Annotated in this window: 12 protein-coding genes; 6 read left to right on the plus strand and 6 right to left on the minus strand. The window is 67.5% G+C overall.

Going from position 1 to position 17,154, the window contains the following annotated elements:
• The 5 genes from FHT09_RS03640 (at position 1) to FHT09_RS03660 (ending at position 4,493) form a co-directional block, all read left to right on the plus strand.
• Positions 1-1,188, plus strand: coding sequence for a chemotaxis protein CheB (locus FHT09_RS03640; RefSeq protein ID WP_104605670.1), 1,188 nt, complete (start codon positions 1-3; stop codon positions 1,186-1,188).
• Between the two features lie 35 nt (positions 1,189-1,223).
• Positions 1,224-1,700, plus strand: coding sequence for a chemotaxis protein CheW (locus FHT09_RS03645; RefSeq protein WP_104536033.1), 477 nt, complete (start codon positions 1,224-1,226; stop codon positions 1,698-1,700).
• 235 nt (positions 1,701-1,935) lie between these two features.
• On the plus strand, positions 1,936-2,508 hold the full coding sequence (locus FHT09_RS03650; protein ID WP_104536032.1) for a GNAT family N-acetyltransferase: 573 nt from the start codon (positions 1,936-1,938) through the stop codon (positions 2,506-2,508).
• Between the two features lie 192 nt (positions 2,509-2,700).
• The gene (locus FHT09_RS03655) at positions 2,701-3,765 is read left to right on the plus strand and encodes a N(4)-(beta-N-acetylglucosaminyl)-L-asparaginase (protein WP_104605762.1); all 1,065 of its coding nucleotides are present in this window, start codon (positions 2,701-2,703) and stop codon (positions 3,763-3,765) included.
• Complete coding sequence (locus FHT09_RS03660; RefSeq protein WP_184416853.1) at positions 3,762-4,493, plus strand: copper homeostasis protein CutC; 732 nt, start codon at positions 3,762-3,764, stop codon at positions 4,491-4,493. Before FHT09_RS03655 ends, FHT09_RS03660 begins: the two co-directional genes overlap by 4 nt.
• A 428-nt stretch (positions 4,494-4,921) precedes the next feature.
• Here the strand turns inward: FHT09_RS03660 and FHT09_RS03665 are convergent, their stop codons facing one another.
• Entirely contained in the window at positions 4,922-6,034 is a 1,113-nt protein-coding gene (locus FHT09_RS03665) for a sialidase family protein (protein ID WP_104605668.1), read from the minus strand.
• A gap of 110 nt (positions 6,035-6,144) precedes the next feature.
• On the opposite strand from FHT09_RS03665, the gene FHT09_RS03670 reads away from it, so the two are divergent.
• On the plus strand, positions 6,145-7,524 hold the full coding sequence (locus tag FHT09_RS03670) for an alpha-L-fucosidase (RefSeq protein WP_104605666.1): 1,380 nt from the start codon (positions 6,145-6,147) through the stop codon (positions 7,522-7,524).
• Between the two features lie 141 nt (positions 7,525-7,665).
• On the opposite strand, the gene FHT09_RS03675 is transcribed toward FHT09_RS03670, so the two are convergent.
• From FHT09_RS03675 to FHT09_RS03695, 5 genes are all read right to left on the minus strand, one after another.
• Positions 7,666-7,881 (minus strand): hypothetical protein, encoded by a 216-nt coding sequence (locus FHT09_RS03675; protein ID WP_104605663.1) that lies wholly within the window; start codon positions 7,879-7,881, stop codon positions 7,666-7,668.
• A gap of 318 nt (positions 7,882-8,199) precedes the next feature.
• Positions 8,200-10,041 (minus strand): beta-galactosidase family protein, encoded by a 1,842-nt coding sequence (locus FHT09_RS03680; protein WP_104605661.1) that lies wholly within the window; start codon positions 10,039-10,041, stop codon positions 8,200-8,202.
• A gap of 49 nt (positions 10,042-10,090) precedes the next feature.
• Positions 10,091-12,433 (minus strand): GH92 family glycosyl hydrolase, encoded by a 2,343-nt coding sequence (locus FHT09_RS03685; RefSeq protein WP_184416855.1) that lies wholly within the window; start codon positions 12,431-12,433, stop codon positions 10,091-10,093.
• 136 nt (positions 12,434-12,569) lie between these two features.
• On the minus strand, positions 12,570-14,030 hold the full coding sequence (locus FHT09_RS03690) for a glycoside hydrolase family 125 protein (protein WP_104605657.1): 1,461 nt from the start codon (positions 14,028-14,030) through the stop codon (positions 12,570-12,572).
• Between the two features lie 304 nt (positions 14,031-14,334).
• On the minus strand, positions 14,335-17,004 hold the full coding sequence (locus FHT09_RS03695) for a glycoside hydrolase family 3 C-terminal domain-containing protein (protein WP_104605655.1): 2,670 nt from the start codon (positions 17,002-17,004) through the stop codon (positions 14,335-14,337).
• Between the last annotated feature and the right edge of the window lie 150 nt (positions 17,005-17,154).

The following is a 17,154-nucleotide window of genomic DNA, read 5'->3' on the forward strand; positions in this document are numbered from 1 at the left end:
ATGGGAACTCCGGTCGCCCTGCTGGGCCGGCCCGGGCAGGCGCGCGAGCGCCTGCGTGAAGCGCTCGGCCTGGCCGGCGCGCACGTGGTGCTGGAAGACGAACCGGCGGCGGTGGACGTGCAGATGCTGCGCGATGCCGAACCGGTGGCAGTGCTGGTTGCGCTGGAGCCGTCGATCGAAGACGCGCTCGAAGCGCTGGAGCCGGCCTTCAACATGCCCGGTGTCACGGTGATCTTCGACGAAGCCGAGCTGACCGTGCGCCGCGAGGGCTGGGAAGCGCAGCGCTGGGTGCGCCATCTGGCGGCCAAGCTGCATGGCCACGCCGACGTGTTGCCGCCAGGCACCGAGAGCGAGCCGTCGCTGCAGCCCGAGCCGGGCCTGGAGTTGGCACCGCGGCAGCATTCGGATCTGCAGCTGGACCAGCATCTGCAGGCAGCTGCGCATGCGTTCGACAGCGTGCCCAGCGACACCTTGTTCGCACGTGGCGCCGACGCGTCCGAGACCGCAGCGGCGGCAGAGGCGCCAGTCCTGACGCTGGGCGATTCCAGTACCTGGGGCCTGGTCGACGAGGTGGCCGTGGTGGTGCGCCCGCGTGCCGAAGTGAACATGGATACGTTGTCGACCGGCGGGCTGTCGCTGGTCGAGCTGGATCAGGCCGGTGCGACCACCGGTGCAGTGCTGGTGCTGGCCGGCATCGGCGGCCCGGATGCGATCCGTCGCCTGCTGTCCGCGCTACCGCCGGCGTTTCCGCGCGCCGTGCTGGTGCGCATGACCCTGGATGGCGGCCAGTACGGCAACCTGGTGCGGCAGATGGGACGCGTGTCGGCGTTGCCGGTCGAACTGGGCGAGGCCGGCCAGGTGATTACGTCGGGCAAGGTTTACGTGCTGTCCGACGACATCGGCGTGCAGCAACATGCCGGCGCGCTGGCGTTTGTCGCGCAGGCCGATCCTGCCGGGCTGGTGGCCGCGTTGCCGCCGACCGACAGCGCGGTGCTGATGCTCAGCGGCGCCAATGAGGCGCTGGTCGAGTCAGCGCTGGCGCTGGCCGAGCAGGGCGGCTGGCTGGCGGGTCAATCCGCCGATGGCTGCTACGACCCGGCCGCGGCGGCGCGTCTGGCACGCCAAGGCATCCTGACCGGCGACCCCGTGCAGTTGGCGCAGGCATTGGCACAGCGCTGGCCGGCATAAGCCGGGCGCTTCCTCTCAAGATCGGAATAGGTGCGATGAGCTACGCCAACAATGACGAAATCCGCGGCGTTTTGATCCAGGCCGGCCACGAGCGCGTGCTGCTGCCGAACGCCACGGTGGCCGAGGTGATGTCGCGGGTGGCGGTCGAGCCGATGGCCGAGATGCCGCGCTGGGTGGTCGGGCGCATCGACTGGTACGGCTGGAAGGTGCCGCTGCTGTCGTTCGCGCGCTTGAGCGGGATGGGCGAGGAGCCGACGGCGGTCAACAACAAGGTGATCGTGCTCAAGGCGCTGGGTGGCAATCCGGCGCTGCCGTATTTCGCCTTGCTCACCGCTTCGTTCCCGCAGCTGATCTCGGTGCCGCGCGATGGCCTGCTGGCCGACGCCTCCGAAGATGCGCTGCCCGACGGCGTGCACATGCGCGTGCTGTTGGGCGAGCAGAGCGCATTGCTGCCGAACCTGGATGCGATCGAAGCGCAGGTTGCGCAGGCGCTCGCGGCGGTCGCCGCCTAAGGCGCCGCTGCTGGACGCCGCCGCTGCCGGCGTGCGGGTAGTGTCGGGATGGGGATCGGGACAGAGCTGCACCGGCCAGTCGGGCGTGCCCCTGCTGCGTGCAGTCCATGATGACACGGCAGATGCCCGAGCCTTCTTGCTGCCGTTGGGCAACCGTTTGCGGGGGCGTGATCTGTATGCATCAGCCTGATCCACGCAACACGCACGACGCGCGCAAGGCGCGGTCGTGGTTGTCATGAGTCTGCCCGTCTTTGCCCGCGTCGAGCACGCCGAGGGTGTGGTGCTGTGTGATCTGGCCATCGTCGATCCGGCGGCGATGGCCGACTACCACAGCCGTAATCGCGCGCATCTGGCCGCTGCGATGCCGCTGCGGCCGCCGGCGTTCTACAGCACCGACGGCTGGCGCCGCCTGAGCATCGCCTACCGCACCGCAGTGCCCGGCGAACGCGAGTTGCAACTGGTATTGCTGCGCGATGCGCAGGTGATCGGCACGGTCGGCTTCACCCAGATCCAGCGCGGTGCCTTCCAGGGCTGTCATCTGGGTTACGGCCTGGATGCGCAGCAGCAGGGACGCGGTTTGATGCAGTGGGCCGCCATGCAGGGCATCGCGTTTGCGTTCGGCCCGCTTGGCCTGCATCGGGTGATGGCGCAATACGTCCCCGACAACCTGCGCAGTGCGCGTGTCCTGCAGCGGCTGGGCTTTCAGATCGAAGGCTATGCGCGCCGGTATCTGCAATTGAACGGCGTCTGGCGCGACCATGTGTTGACCAGCAAATTGCGCGACGACGCTGACACCTGTGGCGGGTGAGTCTGTCTGCCCTCGTCGTGGGGCGGGCAGGCTACCGCGCGCGCAACGGGCCGGATGCAGCGGTAGTTGTGCGCGGATCCGCAGCCGACAGCGCCGCAAGGCGGTTTATCCGCGCGCGGCGCTGCCGCATGATGGAAGACTGTCGCCGCGCAGTGCGGCTGGCTGTCTTCTTCCCGCATGGAGTTCGCCCGGATGATCCAACGTCGTCACTTCCTCAAGAGCGCCACGCTTGGTGCGATCGCTTCCGGCCTGGCCGGGTGGGGCGCACGCGCGCAGGCGGCGGTCGGTGCCGGCACGGCCGGACGCGTTACCGCGCTGCCGCACGGCGCGGCGCGGGTGATTTCCACCTGGGATTTCGGCATTGCCGCCAATCAGGCGGCCTGGAAAATCCTCGGCAGTGGCGGTAGCGCACTGGATGCGGTGGAAGCCGGCGTGCGGGTGCCCGAAGCGGACCCGAGCAATCCCACCGTGGGGCTGGGCGGCTACCCGGATCGCGACGGCCGGGTGACGCTGGACGCCTGCATCATGGATCACCGGGGCAATTGCGGCTCGGTGGCGGCGCTGGAAGATGTGGTGCATGCGATTTCGGTGGCGCGCGCGGTGATGGAAAAAACCCCGCATGTGATGCTGGTCGGCGACGGCGCGCGACAGTTCGCGCTGGCGCAGGGATTTGCGCAGACCAGGCTGCTCACGCCCAGCTCGGAAGCGGCGTGGAAAGAGTGGCTGAAGACCTCGAAGTACTCGCCGGAAGCCAATATCGAAAACCGTGCCTGGCGCGATGCGAAGCTGCCGGGCGGCAAGGACAATCACGACACCATCGGCATGCTGGCGCTGGATGCGCACGGCAACCTGTCCGGCGCGTGCACCACCAGCGGCATGGCGTGGAAGATGCACGGGCGGGTCGGCGACAGCCCGATCATCGGGGCGGGCCTGTATGTGGACAACGAGGTCGGCGGTGCGACCTCGACCGGCGTCGGCGAAGAGGTGATCCGCAATGTCGGCAGTTTTGCGGTGGTGGAAATGATGCGCCAGGGCAAGTCGCCTGCCGATGCCTGCCGCGAGGTGGTGATGCGGCTGATTCGCCGCAAGCCCGAACTCACCCGCACCTTGCAGGTGGGGTTTCTGGCAATGAACAAGCGCGGCGAGGTGGGGGCGTTCGCGATCCAGAAGGGTTTCAGTTACGCGGTCTGCGATGCGCAGCGGCAGGATCTGCTGGTGCCCGGCGAAAGCCACTACACCGCTGCGCCTGCAGCATGAGTGCGTTGGGGCTGGAAGTGGCCGCCGATTCGGTGGGGTCGGCATTGGCGGCGCAGGAAGGCGGTGCGATGCGTGTCGAGCTCTGCGGGGGCCTGGATGGCGGCGGGCTGACGCCATCATTCGGCACGCTGGCGGTGGTGCGTGAGCGATTGCAGATTCCGCTGTACGTACTGATCCGTCCGCGCGCGGGCGATTTCGTCTTCGATGCGGCGGAGGTCGAGGTGATGCGGCGCGATGTGGAGCAATGCGTGCAGTTGGGCTGCGATGGCGTGGTGCTGGGCGCGCTGGATCCGCATGGGCAGGTCGACATGGACACGATGCGGGTGTTGATCGCCGCAGCCGGTTCGCTGGGTGTGACCTTTCATCGTGCGATCGATGTCAGTGCCGATCCGTCGCGCGCGCTGGAAGATGCGGTGACGCTGGGGTGCGAGCGCGTGCTGACCTCCGGTGCACGTGCGAGCGCGCTTGACGGTATCGACACCATTGCCGCATTGGTGCGGCAGGCGGGTGATCGCATCAGCATCATGCCCGGTGCAGGCGTGTCCGAAAGCAATGTACGTGCGCTGCGTGCCAACACCGGTGCGCGCGAGTTCCATGCCTCCTCACGTGGGCCGGTTGCGGCGCAGGTGCATGCGCCGCATGCGCACATCTCCGACCTGGGCGGCGATTACCAGCGTACCGATGTGGGGCGGGTGCGGCGGATCGTGGGGTTGTTGCAGGAGCTGTGAGGCGCTGCGTGCCGATTGTGGAGCAGGTGAGCTGGGACCTTTTTGCATGCTGGGCTGGGCAATCCAGGTGAAGCGAGCGCAAAGCATCTGATCTTGTGCTTCGTTGCAGGGCCCTTGCCCGCCCACCATCTTGGGATACGCCGCAAGTACGTCCTTGTAGGCTCTGGCGCGGCATCCATGCCGCGCAAGGTCCCGCGACGGTGGACGGACAAGGACCTGTCGAGATGGTTGGTATGCGTGGACAAAAGCAGGAGCGACGGTCGACGAGTCGCTTGTGCAGTTCCATCAGTGCACAACCAACTTAGCAGCGTGGTGCCCTTACCGGTTGCGGGACCCTTGGCGGCATGGATGCCGCCAGGGAGCCTCCAAAGACGGATTTACGGCATGTCCCGCAAGAGGTGAGGGCACCGCGCCCTCAATCTCTCGATCTATTGCGCACTTCCGGGCAGTGATTGGGGCGATCTCGTGTCCTCTGCCTCGCTGCCGAGACGTGTCGGATCCAGGACGACATGCCTGATACGTTGGCGCTTCCAGGTGTAGCTGATATGGACCAGGCCATCGCGGGTCTGGATCACCGCCGGATAGGAGAACTCGTCTTTTGCGCTGTTTTCCAGCGTGATGGCGCGTTGCCAATGCACGCCCTCGCTCGAGAGCGCCACCGCAAGCGTGCCGCGACCGTCCCACCAGTCCTTGCCGGCGATACCGGGGTTGTAGACCAGCAGGGCGCGGCCGTCGCGCAGCATCACCGCGTCGGTGCCGGAGTTAGGGTTCTCCACGTCCAGCAACTGCATGGGGTGCCAATGCAGGCCGCCATCCTGCGAGAACGTACTGAACACCCTGTTCTGCTGGCTGCGCCCGAGTAGCTGCACGCGCCCGTCCGCATGCAGCAGGACGCTGGGCTGGATCGCGCCGATCACCGCCGGGTCGTTGAGCGGCATGCCGCGTTGCCAGTGCGCGCCATCGTCGTCGCTCCATTCCAGATGCGCGCGCCAGCCGCGGTCTTCGCTGCTGCTGGGCGCGAGGATGCGCCCATTCGGCAATTGCACCGGCTTGTTCTTGATCGGGCCGAGAATGCCGTCGGGCAGGCGCTGCGGTGGCGACCAATGCGCACCGTCATCATCCGAGGTGATACGCAGGCCCCACCACTGCCGCGGATTGGGGCCGAGCTTGTAGTACAGCTGCGCCGGGCCGGCGCCGGACTGGAGCAGCACCGGATTCCAGGCCGGCAGCGCCGCGCCATCCGTGCCGGCATGCGCGCCGTCGGCGATGCGTCGCGGCGGCTGCCATTGCTGCGCGCTGCGCTGCGCGAGCCAGATACCGACATCGGCCGCTCCCTCGTGCGCGCCGCCGAACCAGGCCGCCAGCAGCGTGCCGTCGCGGGTTTCCAGCAGCGTGGAGGCGTGCGCCTGCGGCGTCGGTGCCGGGTCGGCGATGAACTCGCTGAGCACGATGGGCGAGCACGGCGGCGTGCGCGATTCGGCCTGGACTGCGAAGACGGCAAGGCTTGCGGCAAGGCAGCTCAGCAGGCGTGACGGATGCATCGTGGTCCAGTCCTGTGCAGATTTTAAAGATACCTATTTATCATCTATTAAATACCATATGCTCTGGCCATCCAGGCGGCCGTGGTCGCCCACCACTGCGAGGACCCGCGATGTCATCACACCCGCTCTCCCCGTTGCGCTGGCTGGCCGCGCTCGGCCTGACCGCGCTGACCCTGCCCACCGCCATCGCGCAGAACTTTGCCGAGGTGAAGCCCTCGCCGCAGCAGGTGGCGTGGCAGGACCTGGAATTCGGCGTGATCGTGCACTTCAATCCCAATACCTGGCTGGACCAGGAGTGGGGCGACGGGACCGCCAGCGCCAAGACCTTCAACCCGACCAATGTGGACCCGGGCCAGTGGGCGCGCGCGGCCAAGTCGGCCGGTGCGAAGTACGTGATCCTGGTGGCCAAGCATCACGACGGATTTGCGCTGTGGCCGACCGCCGAGAGCAATTATTCGGTCAAGAGCAGCCCGTGGATGGGCGGCAAGGGCGACCTGGTCAGGCTCACCAGCGATGCGGTGCGCGAGGAGGGCATGGGCTTTGGCGTGTACCTGTCGCCGTGGGATCGCCACGAGCCCAAATATGCCGATTCCAAGGCATACGACAAGTTCTACGCTGCGCAGTTGGTGGAGCTGGCCTCGCATTACGGCCCGATCACCGAGTGGTGGCTGGACGGCGCCGGCAGCGCCGGTCACGTGTACAACTTCGACAAGTACATGGAAGAGCTGCGCACCTACCAGGCCAACGCGATGGTGTTCGCCGACACCGCCTTGTTCGAGTACGGCGACGTGCGTTGGGTGGGCAACGAGGCCGGCTTCATCGAGGGCGAAAACTGGAACGTGATCGATCGCCACGGCTACCTGCGCTGGCGCCCGGTGGAAGTGGATACGCCGTTGCACAAGCTGCAGTGGTTCTGGCATCCCAACAGCGATCAGACGCTCAAGAGCGTCGATGAGCTGGTGGAAATCTGGGAAAAGAGCGTCGGTCTGGGCGGTCAGCTGGTGCTGGGGCTCGCGCCGGACAGGCGCGGCCTGCTGCCGGAGGCCGACGTTGCACGCTTGCAGGAACTCGGCCAGGCGATCCAGGCGCGCTACGGTGCGGACAAGAATCTGGTGGCCGGCAACATCAAGAAGACCGACGGCATCGACGCGGCAGTGGACGGCGATCGCGAAACATTCTGGAGTGCGCCGGCCGGTTCGCATAGCGCGGTGCTGGAGCTGCAGTTCAAGCAGCCGGTGACCTTCGACAGCGCGCTGAGCATGGAGTGGATCAACGACGGCCAGCTGGTGCAGAAGTATGCGGTGGAAGCCTGGCAGGACGGAAAGTGGGTGCCGCTGGCCAAGGCGCAGGCGATCGGCCGGATGAAGATCGATCACTTCGCGCCGGTGACCGCGTCGCGGGTGCGCCTGAACATCCAGTCCAGTGCGGATGCGGTGCATCTCCGCGAGTTCCAGTTGTTCAACACCGGCCAGGGTGCGGCGACGCGCTGAGCGCTCCGCAAATCGGTCGCGGGTGGTCGCAGCGGTGCCGCAACGCGCATTGCGCGGTGCCACTGCGAGCATTCAGCGGCACGCGGACATAGCGCTATCAGGATGACACGGTGTGCAGTGGGCCTGACGCGTGACCTGCGATCAGGCGGCGCTGTCGTCGCGTTCCTGCGGTGGCAGCAGGATCTGCGGCTGCTTGGCCGAGTGGGTCTGGCACAGGAAGGTCATCAGGTGCGCCGCTTCGGTGCTGCCGATGGGCTGGCTGGGCGCGGGCTTGCTGTGGACGTGTTCGGCGAAGGCGTGCTGGGTCTGCTCCGGAACCGCGGAGACAGGGTCTTGCGTAACGGTGGACGAGGACATGAAACGCTCCTGGAACTCACGATCTGACCGTCGCCCGAGGGGGCGACGGGAATGCGCCACTGCCTTTGCACAACGGCGTGAGCCGGTGATCTTGCCTGGAATGCGATCGGTCCGATACCGCACAGGTAGCAGACGCTGCGCGGGCAGCGGACCTCCAGATAGCGGCACGCACGCGGCAGTCTGAAGGGGCGCCAGTCCGGGAGCGCCCGGCGGGTTGCCGGGCGGTTGGTTTGGGCGTCGGCGGGCATGGGCATGCGGCTTGCGATCGCCATCCCGGACCGGTGCGCGATCGTCACCGGCCCGCCATCCGCGTGCCCGTTACTCCTTCGGCGTGATCCATACCTGCTGCTGCAGGCCGCGCACGCCGGGCTTGGCGGTGCTGTCCAGGTCGAACACCACCACGGCGTTGTCGCCCTTGCGCTGGAACGGCGCCGGGAAATACAACGCCCGCTGCGGGCCGATGGCCCAGTGGCGGCCCAGGTTGACGCCATTGGCCCAGGTCACGCCCTTGCCGAAGGCGCGCATGTCCAGATAGGTGTCGGTCGGTGTGCCGATGCGCAGCGTGCCGCGGTGGAAGGCCGGGCCTGCGACGGGAGTGCGGGTCCAGCCGCGGATGCTGTCGGGCGAGCGCATCGGCAGCGGGAAGGCCTGCCAGCCGGTGAGCTGCTGGTTGTCCAGCAGCACCGGGTCGACCAGCCCGGCGCGGCCGTCGGCCATGCGTGGGCCGTAGTTGATGCGGCCGCTGTTTTCGACCAAGACATCCAGCGTGTGTTGGCCTGCCGGAATATCCACATCGGTGGAAACCTGCTGCAGCCGGCGCTCGACACTGCCGACCGGCTTCTGGTCGACATACACCCGCGCCACATCGCGCACCTCGCCTAGATACAGCGGCCCCTTGCGCGGGCCGGTGACGGTGGTGCGGTAGAGGATGTAGCCGTAGTCCTGGCCGAAGTGTTCCATCGGCTGCGGCGTGTCGATGGCGATCGGGGCGGGCAGGTTGTCCCACAGCGAGGCGGATTCGCGCAGTTGGGTGTCTGGCAGCGCCGTGATCGCGATCGGCTTCGGCAGCGCGGGCGGTTGCACGCCGGTGACGCGGGCGATGGCGTCGCGCATCAGCGCGAACTTGGGGGTGGGGCGGCCGGCTTCGTCCAGGATGGCGTCGTAGTCGTAGCTGGTGGTCTGCGGGGCGTAATGGTCGCTGGGATTGCCCTGGAAGTTGGCACCATTCATGAAGCCGAAACTGGTGCCGCCGATGAACATGTAGAGGTTGGCCGAATGCCCCTGGCGCAGGATCCACTCCAGCTCTTCGGCCTGTTGTTTGGCGTCGGTGCTGGCGTGCGGCTTGCCCCAGTGGTCGAACCAGCCGGCCCAGTATTCGCCGACCATGCGCGGTTGCCCGGGGCGGAACTTGATCAGTTTGTCGAACGCGCTCTTGGCCTCGCCGGGGGCGAAGTTCACCACCGCCAGGGTGTCCGGCAAGGTGCCGTTGGCGAGCATGTCGGCGCCGTCGGAGGTGAACAGCAAGGCGTCGTCGAAGCCGGCCTTGACGTACATGGCGCGGTTGTCGGCCATGTAGGCGTGGTCGTCGTCGTAGGAGCCGTATTCGTTCTCGACCTGCACGGCGATGATCGGCCCGCCGTTGTGGTTGAGCAGCGGACGCACCTGTCGGGACACGGCATCCAGATAGGCCTGGCTGGCGGCGAGAAAGCGCGGGTCGCGGCTGCGCACGCGGATGTTGTCCTTGCCGAACAACCAGGCGGGGTAGCCGCCGGCTTCCCACTCGGCGCAGGTGTAGGGGCCCGGCCGCAGGATCACGTTGAGGCCTTGCGCGGCGGCTTCGCGTACGAATGCGGCCACATCGTTGTTGCCGGTGAAGTCGAACCGGCCCTGCTGCGGTTCGACCAGGTTCCAGAACACGTAGGTCTCCACCGTGTTCAGGCCCAGTGCGCGCGCCTTCTGCAGGCGGTCTTTCCAGTAGTCACGCGGAATGCGCTGGAAATGGATGGCGCCGGAGAGCAGTTGATACGGCTTGCCGTCGCGCACGAACTGCGTGCCCTGGGTGCCGAAGCTGGGCCAGGTGTCGGTGTCGGCGGCACGGGCGGCGACGGGAAGCGCCAGCGCGAGGGCCAGGACGAGGGGGCTGAGGGTGCTGCGCAACATGGGCGATTCCCGGCGGTAACGAGTGACGAGTGACGAGCAAGAACAAACATCAAGCAAACGAAGGCGGCAGATCCTCCTTGTTCGCGCCGAAGGCCGGATTCGGTTTGGCGCCCATGGTGAATTCCAGCGTGCCGCCAGCGGCCAGGTCGGCATGCCGCATCCAGCTGCGGTTGGTCGGTTTGCCGTTCCAGCTCAGCGACTGCACATACACGTTCTGCGCGCTGCTGTTATTGGCGACGATGCGCAGCGTACGGCCGTTGCCGACATCGAGTTCTGCGCGCTTGAACAGCGGGCTGCCAAGGACGTAGTTGCCGCTGACCGGGTCCACCGCATACAGCCCGAGCGCGCTGAGCACGAACCAGGCACTCATCTGCCCGCAATCCTCGTTGCCGGACAGGCCATTGCGCGCGTCGTGGTACTGCTCGCGCAGCAGCCGGCGCACCATCGCCTGGGTCTTGTATGGTTGGCCGGCGTAGGCAAACAGATAGGCCACGTGATGGCTGGGCTCGTTACCGTGCGCGTACTGGCCGACCAGGCCGTCGATATCCGGTGGCGCATCGGCGGGCAGTTCGGAGCTGGTGGAAAACAGCTCGTCGAGCTTGGCGACGAAGCCGTCGCGGCCGCCGTACAGGTCCATGTAGCCGTACAGGTCGTGCTGGTTGAGGAAGGTGGCCTGCCAGGCGTTGGATTCGGTGAAGTCGCGCCACTTGCCGATGTGGCCCATGCCGCGCGGATCGAACGGTTTAGCCCAGCTGCCGTCTTCCAGGCGCGCCTGCACGAAGCCGCTGTCGCGATTGAACACGTTGCGGTAGTTGCGCGAGCGTTCGCGCAGTGCGCGTGCATCGTCGGTGGCACCGGCGGCCTGCGCCAGATGCGCGCAGGCCCAGTCGTCGTAGGCGTATTCCAGCGTGCGGCTGACCGCTTCGTCCACCTTGTCGGCGGGGATGTAGCCGAGCGTGCGGTAGTCCGCCAGGCCGTGGGTGGTGTCGTCCATGGCGCGCTTGCGGTAGGCCGGCCAGGCGGCTTTGTAGTCGATGCCGGTGAAGCCCTTGGCATGCGCTTCGGCCAGCACCACGGCCGAGTGGTAGCCGATCATGCAGCCGGTCTCCACGCCTTGCAGCGGCCAGATGCCCACGCCATCCGGGCATTCGTTGGCGCCGCGCACCAGGCATTGCACCAGGTCCGGCACGCGCTCGGGCTGCACCAGGGTGAGCAGCGGATGCGCGGCGCGGTAGGTGTCCCACAGCGAGTAGGTGCTGTAGTTGTGATAGCCCTTGGGGGCGGTGTGGATCTGCAGGTCCATGCCGCGGTAACGGCCATCCACGTCGCTGAACAGGGTGGGCGCGAGCAGGCTGTGATACAGGCCGGTGTAGAAGATGCGGCGTTGCGCGTCGTCGTCGCTGTCGATGCGTACGCGTGCCAGTTCCTTTTCCCAGGCGGCCACGGCTTGCGCATGCACGCGGGCGAAGTCGAAGTCGGGCAGTTCCGCATCCAGGTTGGCCAGCGCATTGTCGGCGCTGACCGCCGAGATGCCGACCTTGATCAGCAGCGGCGCGTCGGCTGCGTCGGCGTAGTGCAGTGCGGCCTTGAGGTGCACGCCGTCCACGCTGCGCGTGCCTGCGGCCAGCGGTTGGTCTTCGTTGTACAGCTGCACCTGTTTGAACGGTCGCGACAGCCGCATGGCGAAATAGATGTAGCGCCCCTGCGCCCATTGATGGACGCGCCGGCCGCCGGTGAGGGTGCGGTCGTCGACCACGCGCAGTTGCGCGTCGGTGATGCGGGTGGGGATGCCGGGTTTGTCCTGCATGCCGTGGCACAGGTCCAGCAGCACATGCGCCGGCCTGCCCTTGGGGAAGTGGTAGCGGTGCAGGCCGGCGCGCGCGGTGGCGGTGAGTTCGGCATGCACGCCGCTGTCCTTGAGCCGCACGCGGTAGTAACCGGGCGAGGCGGCTTCGTCGGCATGGTCGTAGCGCGAGCGGTAACCGCTGTCCGGTGCGTCGAGTGCGCCAGGCACCAGCTTCACTTCGCCGGTGGCGGGCACCAGCAGGAAGTCCAGCATGTCGCCGATGCCGGTCCCGGACAGGTGCGTGTGCGAGAAGCCCATGATCGAGCCGTTGGACGCGTGATAGCCGGAGCACGCATCCCACACCGCGTTGTAGGTGTCCGGGCTCAGCTGCACCATGCCGAACGGCAGGGTCGCACCGGGGAAGGTGTGGCCATGGCCGCCGGTGCCGATGAACACATCGACATGGCGGGTGAGCTCGGCGCGGGTGCGCGCATCGGCCGGCAGTGCGTAGTTGCCGGCGCGCGCGCGCACACGCCCGGAGAGGCCTGCGCCGCCGAACAGTGCCGCTGCGATGGCGCCTTGGAGAAAACCGCGTCGTGTTGCCATGGTGATGTGCTCTTGGATGTCACGAAATGGGGCGGGCCGTACCCTCATCCGCCCTTCGGGCACCTTCTCCCGGCGGGAGAAGGGAAGATCAAGCGCTCTGCAGTTCCGCGTTGGAAGGGCGGGGCCCTTCGCAAAATCAGGCGTTGCGCAGCAGCTGGGGTTTGCGTTGGTGCAGGTCGATGATCAGTTCGCCGAACAAGGTGTTGGCCCAGGCGAACCAGTCGCGGGTGAAGGTGCTCGGGTTGTCCTTGTCGAAGGCCTCGTGCATGAAGCCGGTGCCGGCATGGGTGGTCTTGAGCCACTGCAGGCATTGGCGCAGGTGTGCGTCGTCGTCGCTGACCAGGGCGTACTGGATGATCGACATCGGCCAGATCGTGCCCATGCCGCTGTGCGGGCTGCCGACGCCTTCGGCCGCACTGCCGCGCGAGAAATACGGGTTGCGTTCGCTCCAGGCCAGCTGGCGCGTGCGCAGGAACACCGGGTCGGCGCGGTCGCAGCAGCCCAGGTAGGCCAGGCTGAGCAGGCCGGGGGCGTTGGCGTCGTCGATGAACAACTGGTTGCCGTAACCGTCCACTTCGAATGCCCAGTACGCCTGCCCATCGGCGTCGCGTTGCTGGCCAAACTTGCGCGTGGCGGCTTCCACTTCGTCGGCCAGCGCGGTGCAGTCGGCGGCGAACGCGGCATCGCGATGCAGGGCCGTGCTCATCGTTGCCAGCTGGCGCAGCGAAGCCACCGCGAACAGGTTGGCCGGCACGAACAACGGATACACGCAGGCATCGTCGGAGGGGCGGAACATCGAGTGGATCATGCCGTTGGGCCGGGTCGGCTGGCCGTAGCCTTCCAGCACCAGGGTCTCGGTCGCCAGCGGCGAGGGCCGCTGGAACACGTAGGGGCCGCGGTCGTCCTTGCGCTGCTGTTCGCGAAAGGTCTTGACCACCACGTGCATCGCCGCGCGCCAGTCGTCGTCGAACGGGGCGCTGTCGCCGGTGGCGCGCCAGTATGCGTGCGCGATGCGGATCGGGTAGCACAGCGAATCGATCTCCCACTTGCGCTCGCCCACGCCGGGCTTCATCTCGGTGATGTCGTTGAGCGACCACTTCAGGCGCTGGGTCTGGCCATCGGGCAGGAAGGCGTTGGCATAGGGATCCAGCCGGATACAGGCGGCCTGGCGCTGGATCAGGCCATGGAACATGCGCCGCAAGGCGGGGTCGCGCCTGGCCAGCGGCACGTACGGGTGCACCTGGGCGGAGGAGTCGCGCAGCCACATCGCATGGATGTCGCCGGTGATGACGAAGGTGTCCGGCTTGCCGTTGCGGGTGCCGGTTTGCACCGTGGTGTCCAGCGTGTTGGGGTAGCAGTTCTCGAACAGCCAGGCCAGCTCGGGGTCGGCGATGCGCGACTTGATCTGCACGATCTGCTGCTCGACCGCCTTGCTGACGAAGCGGCGCTGCGCCTTGGGCGGGCGCTTGCTGACGAAGTTGCCGGCAGCCGTGGAGGTGCCGGCAACGGGGGCGGCGAAGGCGGGCAGTGCGCCGGCGAGCAGGCCGGCGCCCGCGCTGGCGCCCAGCAACTGGAGGATGTCGCGGCGGGTGTGCATGACCTGGAGCTCCCTGGGACTTCAGCAAGCGGTCGACGCAGCGGACATCCTTGCAGCGGCGGCATCACGTGCCGGGCCGAGGATCAGACCTATGCATGACCAATTCCCGATGACCATACAACGTGTGCGCCGAATGTGCATAGTGCACCCGCACAATTCGGCGCCGTACGCGTGGCCGGCGTACGCGGATGCGACGGAGCGGCTGCAATGCCGCCGCCGGGCCGGTGGTTTGCCGGCTGAAATGGCCGTCGCCGTTCGGCGGTCATCATTGACGAGGTCCGCTGATGGCTGACGGCCGGGTTGGTTACTTCGGCAATGGCGAATGCCCCTGGATTGTCAGCGCTGCCGCTGCGCCGGGCGCGCTGGTGCCTGGCTGCCCGCCACCGACAAACAGCTGGTAATCGCCAGCTTCCACCGCACGCTGCCCGGTGCGATCTACATCGCTCAGGGCGCGCGCATCCAGGGTGAAGCGCAGCGTGCGCTGCTCACCCGGTTGCAGATGCACGCGCTGAAAGCCGACCAGGCTGCGCAACGGAGACTGCGGGCGCTGCGGATACTGCAGATACACCTGCGCCACTTCGTCGCCGGCACGCGTGCCGGTATTGCGCACGGTGGCGGTCACCTGCAGGGTGCTGCCGGCTTGCAGGGTTGCAGTGGACAGCTGCGGCGCGCCGTAGGCAAAGCGGGTGTAGCTCAAGCCGTAGCCGAACGGAAACAGCGGCTCGCCCTTGAAGTAGCGATAGGTGCGGCCCTTCATGTCGTAGCTGACGTAGGGCGGCAGGTCCTTGGTGGAGCGATAGAACGTCACCGGCAGGCGCCCGCCGGGGTTGTCGTCGCCGGCCAGCATGCGCGCGATCGCGGTGCCGCCGGACTGGCCCGGATACCACGCCGCCACGATCGCATCGGCGTGCGTGCTGGCCCAGTTCAAGGCCACCGCGCTGCCGCTCATCAGCACCACCACCAGCGGCTTGCCGGAGGCCTTGGCGCGTTCGAGCAGCGCTTGCTGCGGGGCGGGCAGGGCGATGTCGGTGCGGTCGCCGCCGTCGAAGCCGGGCACGTCGATGCGCAGCTCCTCGCCTTCCACATCCGGCGACAGGCCGACGAAGGCCACCACCGCATCGGCCTGCGCCACCGCCTGCTCGGCCTCGGCCAGTTGCGCGGCTGCCGGTGGCAGCCACTCCAGGCGCACGCCCTGGTCCTGGCCGCGGTGTTCCATCTCCAGGCGGATCCTGCGCGGGCGGGTGTCGTCGAAGTGCAGCACGGTCTCCACGCTGCGGCCGTCGGCGTTGTGCATGCCGGCCGGCACGTGCTTGTCTTCGGCATTGCCGGCGACCACCAGCTTGTCGTCGACGTACAGCCGCACCGGGTCATGGCCGGCGCAATCGAAGCAGCGCGCCACCCGCACCGCCAGCGTGTAGTCGCCCGCGCTCGGCGGCAGCAGCTCGCCGCTCCAGCGCACCGCGTAGCGATCGGCCGGCACGCCCTTTGCGGGGGCGACCTGGTCCCAGTTGAAACTCACCGTGCGATCCTGCCGCACCACGCGCGGCGCGCCGTCCAGATCGACAGTGTCGAAATATTCGCCATGCAAGCCCGGCTTGCCGTCGCTGCGCAGCGCGGTTTCCGGAATCATGCCGGGCACGCCTGCGGCCAGCGGCGCGCCTTGCGCATAGCTGACCTGCTGCGCGCCGAAGCGCTGGCGCAGGCCGAGCAGGGGCGTCACCGGGTCGGACGAGGTGCCTTGATAATTGGCTTCCAGCGCCGCCAGGGCATCGGCATTGGGGCCGATCACCGCCAGCCGCGTGCCGGCCTTCAGCGGCAAGGTATTGGCCTGGTTCTTGAGCAACACGATCGACTCGGCGGCCGCGGTCAGTGCCAAGGCACGATTGGCGGCGTTGTCGATGTCCTTGGCGCCGAGCCTGGCATACGGATCCTTGCGCGGCGCTTCCAGTTCGCCCAGGCGATAACGCGCGGCGAACAGGCGCACCAGCGACTGGTCGAGCAGGGCTTCGTCCACTTCGCCGCGTTCGATGGCAGTGCCCAGGGCGCGGTACGCGTAACCGCAGTTGAGATCGTGCCCGGCTTTGAGCGCGGCGGCCGAGGAGCCGGCGTTGTCTGGGCGGAAATAATGGAACTGGGTCATGTCGTCCACCGCATCGCAGTCGGACACCACAAAACCCTTGAAGCCCCAGTCGCCACGCACGCGGCCGTTGAGCAACCAGTCGGCCGCGCAGGCCGGGGTGCCGTGCAGCGCGTTGTACGCACACATCACCGAGCCGGCCTGGCCGTCGATCAGGGCGGCGCGGAAGGCGGGCGTATAGGTCGCCTCCACGTCGCGCGGCGACACGTCCACATCGAAGCCGTGCCGGCCCGGCTCCGGTCCGCTATGGACGGCGATGTGCTTGGGCGTGGCGATGGTGCGCGGGTGATCCAGATCGTCGCCCTGCAAGCCGCGAATGAAGCCCACCGCCAATTGCCCGGTGAGGAAGGGATCCTCGCCGTAGGTTTCCATGCCACGGCCCCAGCGCGGGTCACGGAAGATATTGATGTTGGGCGACCAGATGGTCAGGCCCGCGTAGCGCTTGTGATCCTTGCCCGGGCCGCCGGCCTGATTGAACTTGGCGCGCGCCTCGGTCGACACCACCGTGCCCACCTGCTGCATCAACGCAGTATTCCAGCTGGCCGCCAGTCCGATCGATTGCGGAAACACCGTGGCGTAGCCATTGCGTGCGATGCCGTGCAGGCCTTCGCTCCACCATTCGTAGGCGGGGACGCCCAGGCGCGGAATCGCCGGCGCATCGTTCATCGCCTGCGCGACTTTTTCCTCCCGGCTCATCTGCGCGACCAGGGCGGCGGCGCGTTGCTCCGGCGTCGCATCGGGTCTTGTTGCGGCCAATGCCGGCGCGCAGATCAGCGGCAGGCCCACGCCCAGACTCAGCGCGACCGCCAGGCGGCATGGAAACACGGACAACGACATCTGCTCACTCCTGCGGGGCGGCGACGGGCCGTCACGCGTTGTTCTTGGATTGCCCGCAGCGACACCGCGGGCGGCGGTTGATGACACGCGGGGCGGTGGTGGTTGCCGATCAGGCGCCGGATCGGGCGCGACCTGCGCCTGCCACTGCAG

The sequence above is a fragment of the Xanthomonas sp. CFBP 8152 genome (assembly GCF_014199025.1).
GTDB lineage: Bacteria > Pseudomonadota > Gammaproteobacteria > Xanthomonadales > Xanthomonadaceae > Xanthomonas > Xanthomonas arboricola_B.

What these genes read in the sequence shown, in the direction of transcription:
- FHT09_RS03640 (WP_104605670.1), top strand. Translation starts at nt 1, where the DNA reads ATGGGAACTCCGGTCGCCCTGCTGGGCCGGCCCGGGCAGGCGCGCGAG.
- FHT09_RS03645 (WP_104536033.1), top strand. Translation starts at nt 1,224, where the DNA reads ATGAGCTACGCCAACAATGACGAAATCCGCGGCGTTTTGATCCAGGCC.
- FHT09_RS03650 (WP_104536032.1), top strand. Translation starts at nt 1,936, where the DNA reads ATGAGTCTGCCCGTCTTTGCCCGCGTCGAGCACGCCGAGGGTGTGGTG.
- FHT09_RS03655 (WP_104605762.1), top strand. Translation starts at nt 2,701, where the DNA reads ATGATCCAACGTCGTCACTTCCTCAAGAGCGCCACGCTTGGTGCGATC.
- FHT09_RS03660 (WP_184416853.1), top strand. Translation starts at nt 3,762, where the DNA reads ATGAGTGCGTTGGGGCTGGAAGTGGCCGCCGATTCGGTGGGGTCGGCA.
- FHT09_RS03665 (WP_104605668.1), bottom strand. Translation starts at nt 6,034, where the DNA reads ATGCATCCGTCACGCCTGCTGAGCTGCCTTGCCGCAAGCCTTGCCGTC.
- FHT09_RS03670 (WP_104605666.1), top strand. Translation starts at nt 6,145, where the DNA reads ATGTCATCACACCCGCTCTCCCCGTTGCGCTGGCTGGCCGCGCTCGGC.
- FHT09_RS03675 (WP_104605663.1), bottom strand. Translation starts at nt 7,881, where the DNA reads ATGTCCTCGTCCACCGTTACGCAAGACCCTGTCTCCGCGGTTCCGGAG.
- FHT09_RS03680 (WP_104605661.1), bottom strand. Translation starts at nt 10,041, where the DNA reads ATGTTGCGCAGCACCCTCAGCCCCCTCGTCCTGGCCCTCGCGCTGGCG.
- FHT09_RS03685 (WP_184416855.1), bottom strand. Translation starts at nt 12,433, where the DNA reads ATGGCAACACGACGCGGTTTTCTCCAAGGCGCCATCGCAGCGGCACTG.
- FHT09_RS03690 (WP_104605657.1), bottom strand. Translation starts at nt 14,030, where the DNA reads ATGCACACCCGCCGCGACATCCTCCAGTTGCTGGGCGCCAGCGCGGGC.
- FHT09_RS03695 (WP_104605655.1), bottom strand. Translation starts at nt 17,004, where the DNA reads ATGTCGTTGTCCGTGTTTCCATGCCGCCTGGCGGTCGCGCTGAGTCTG.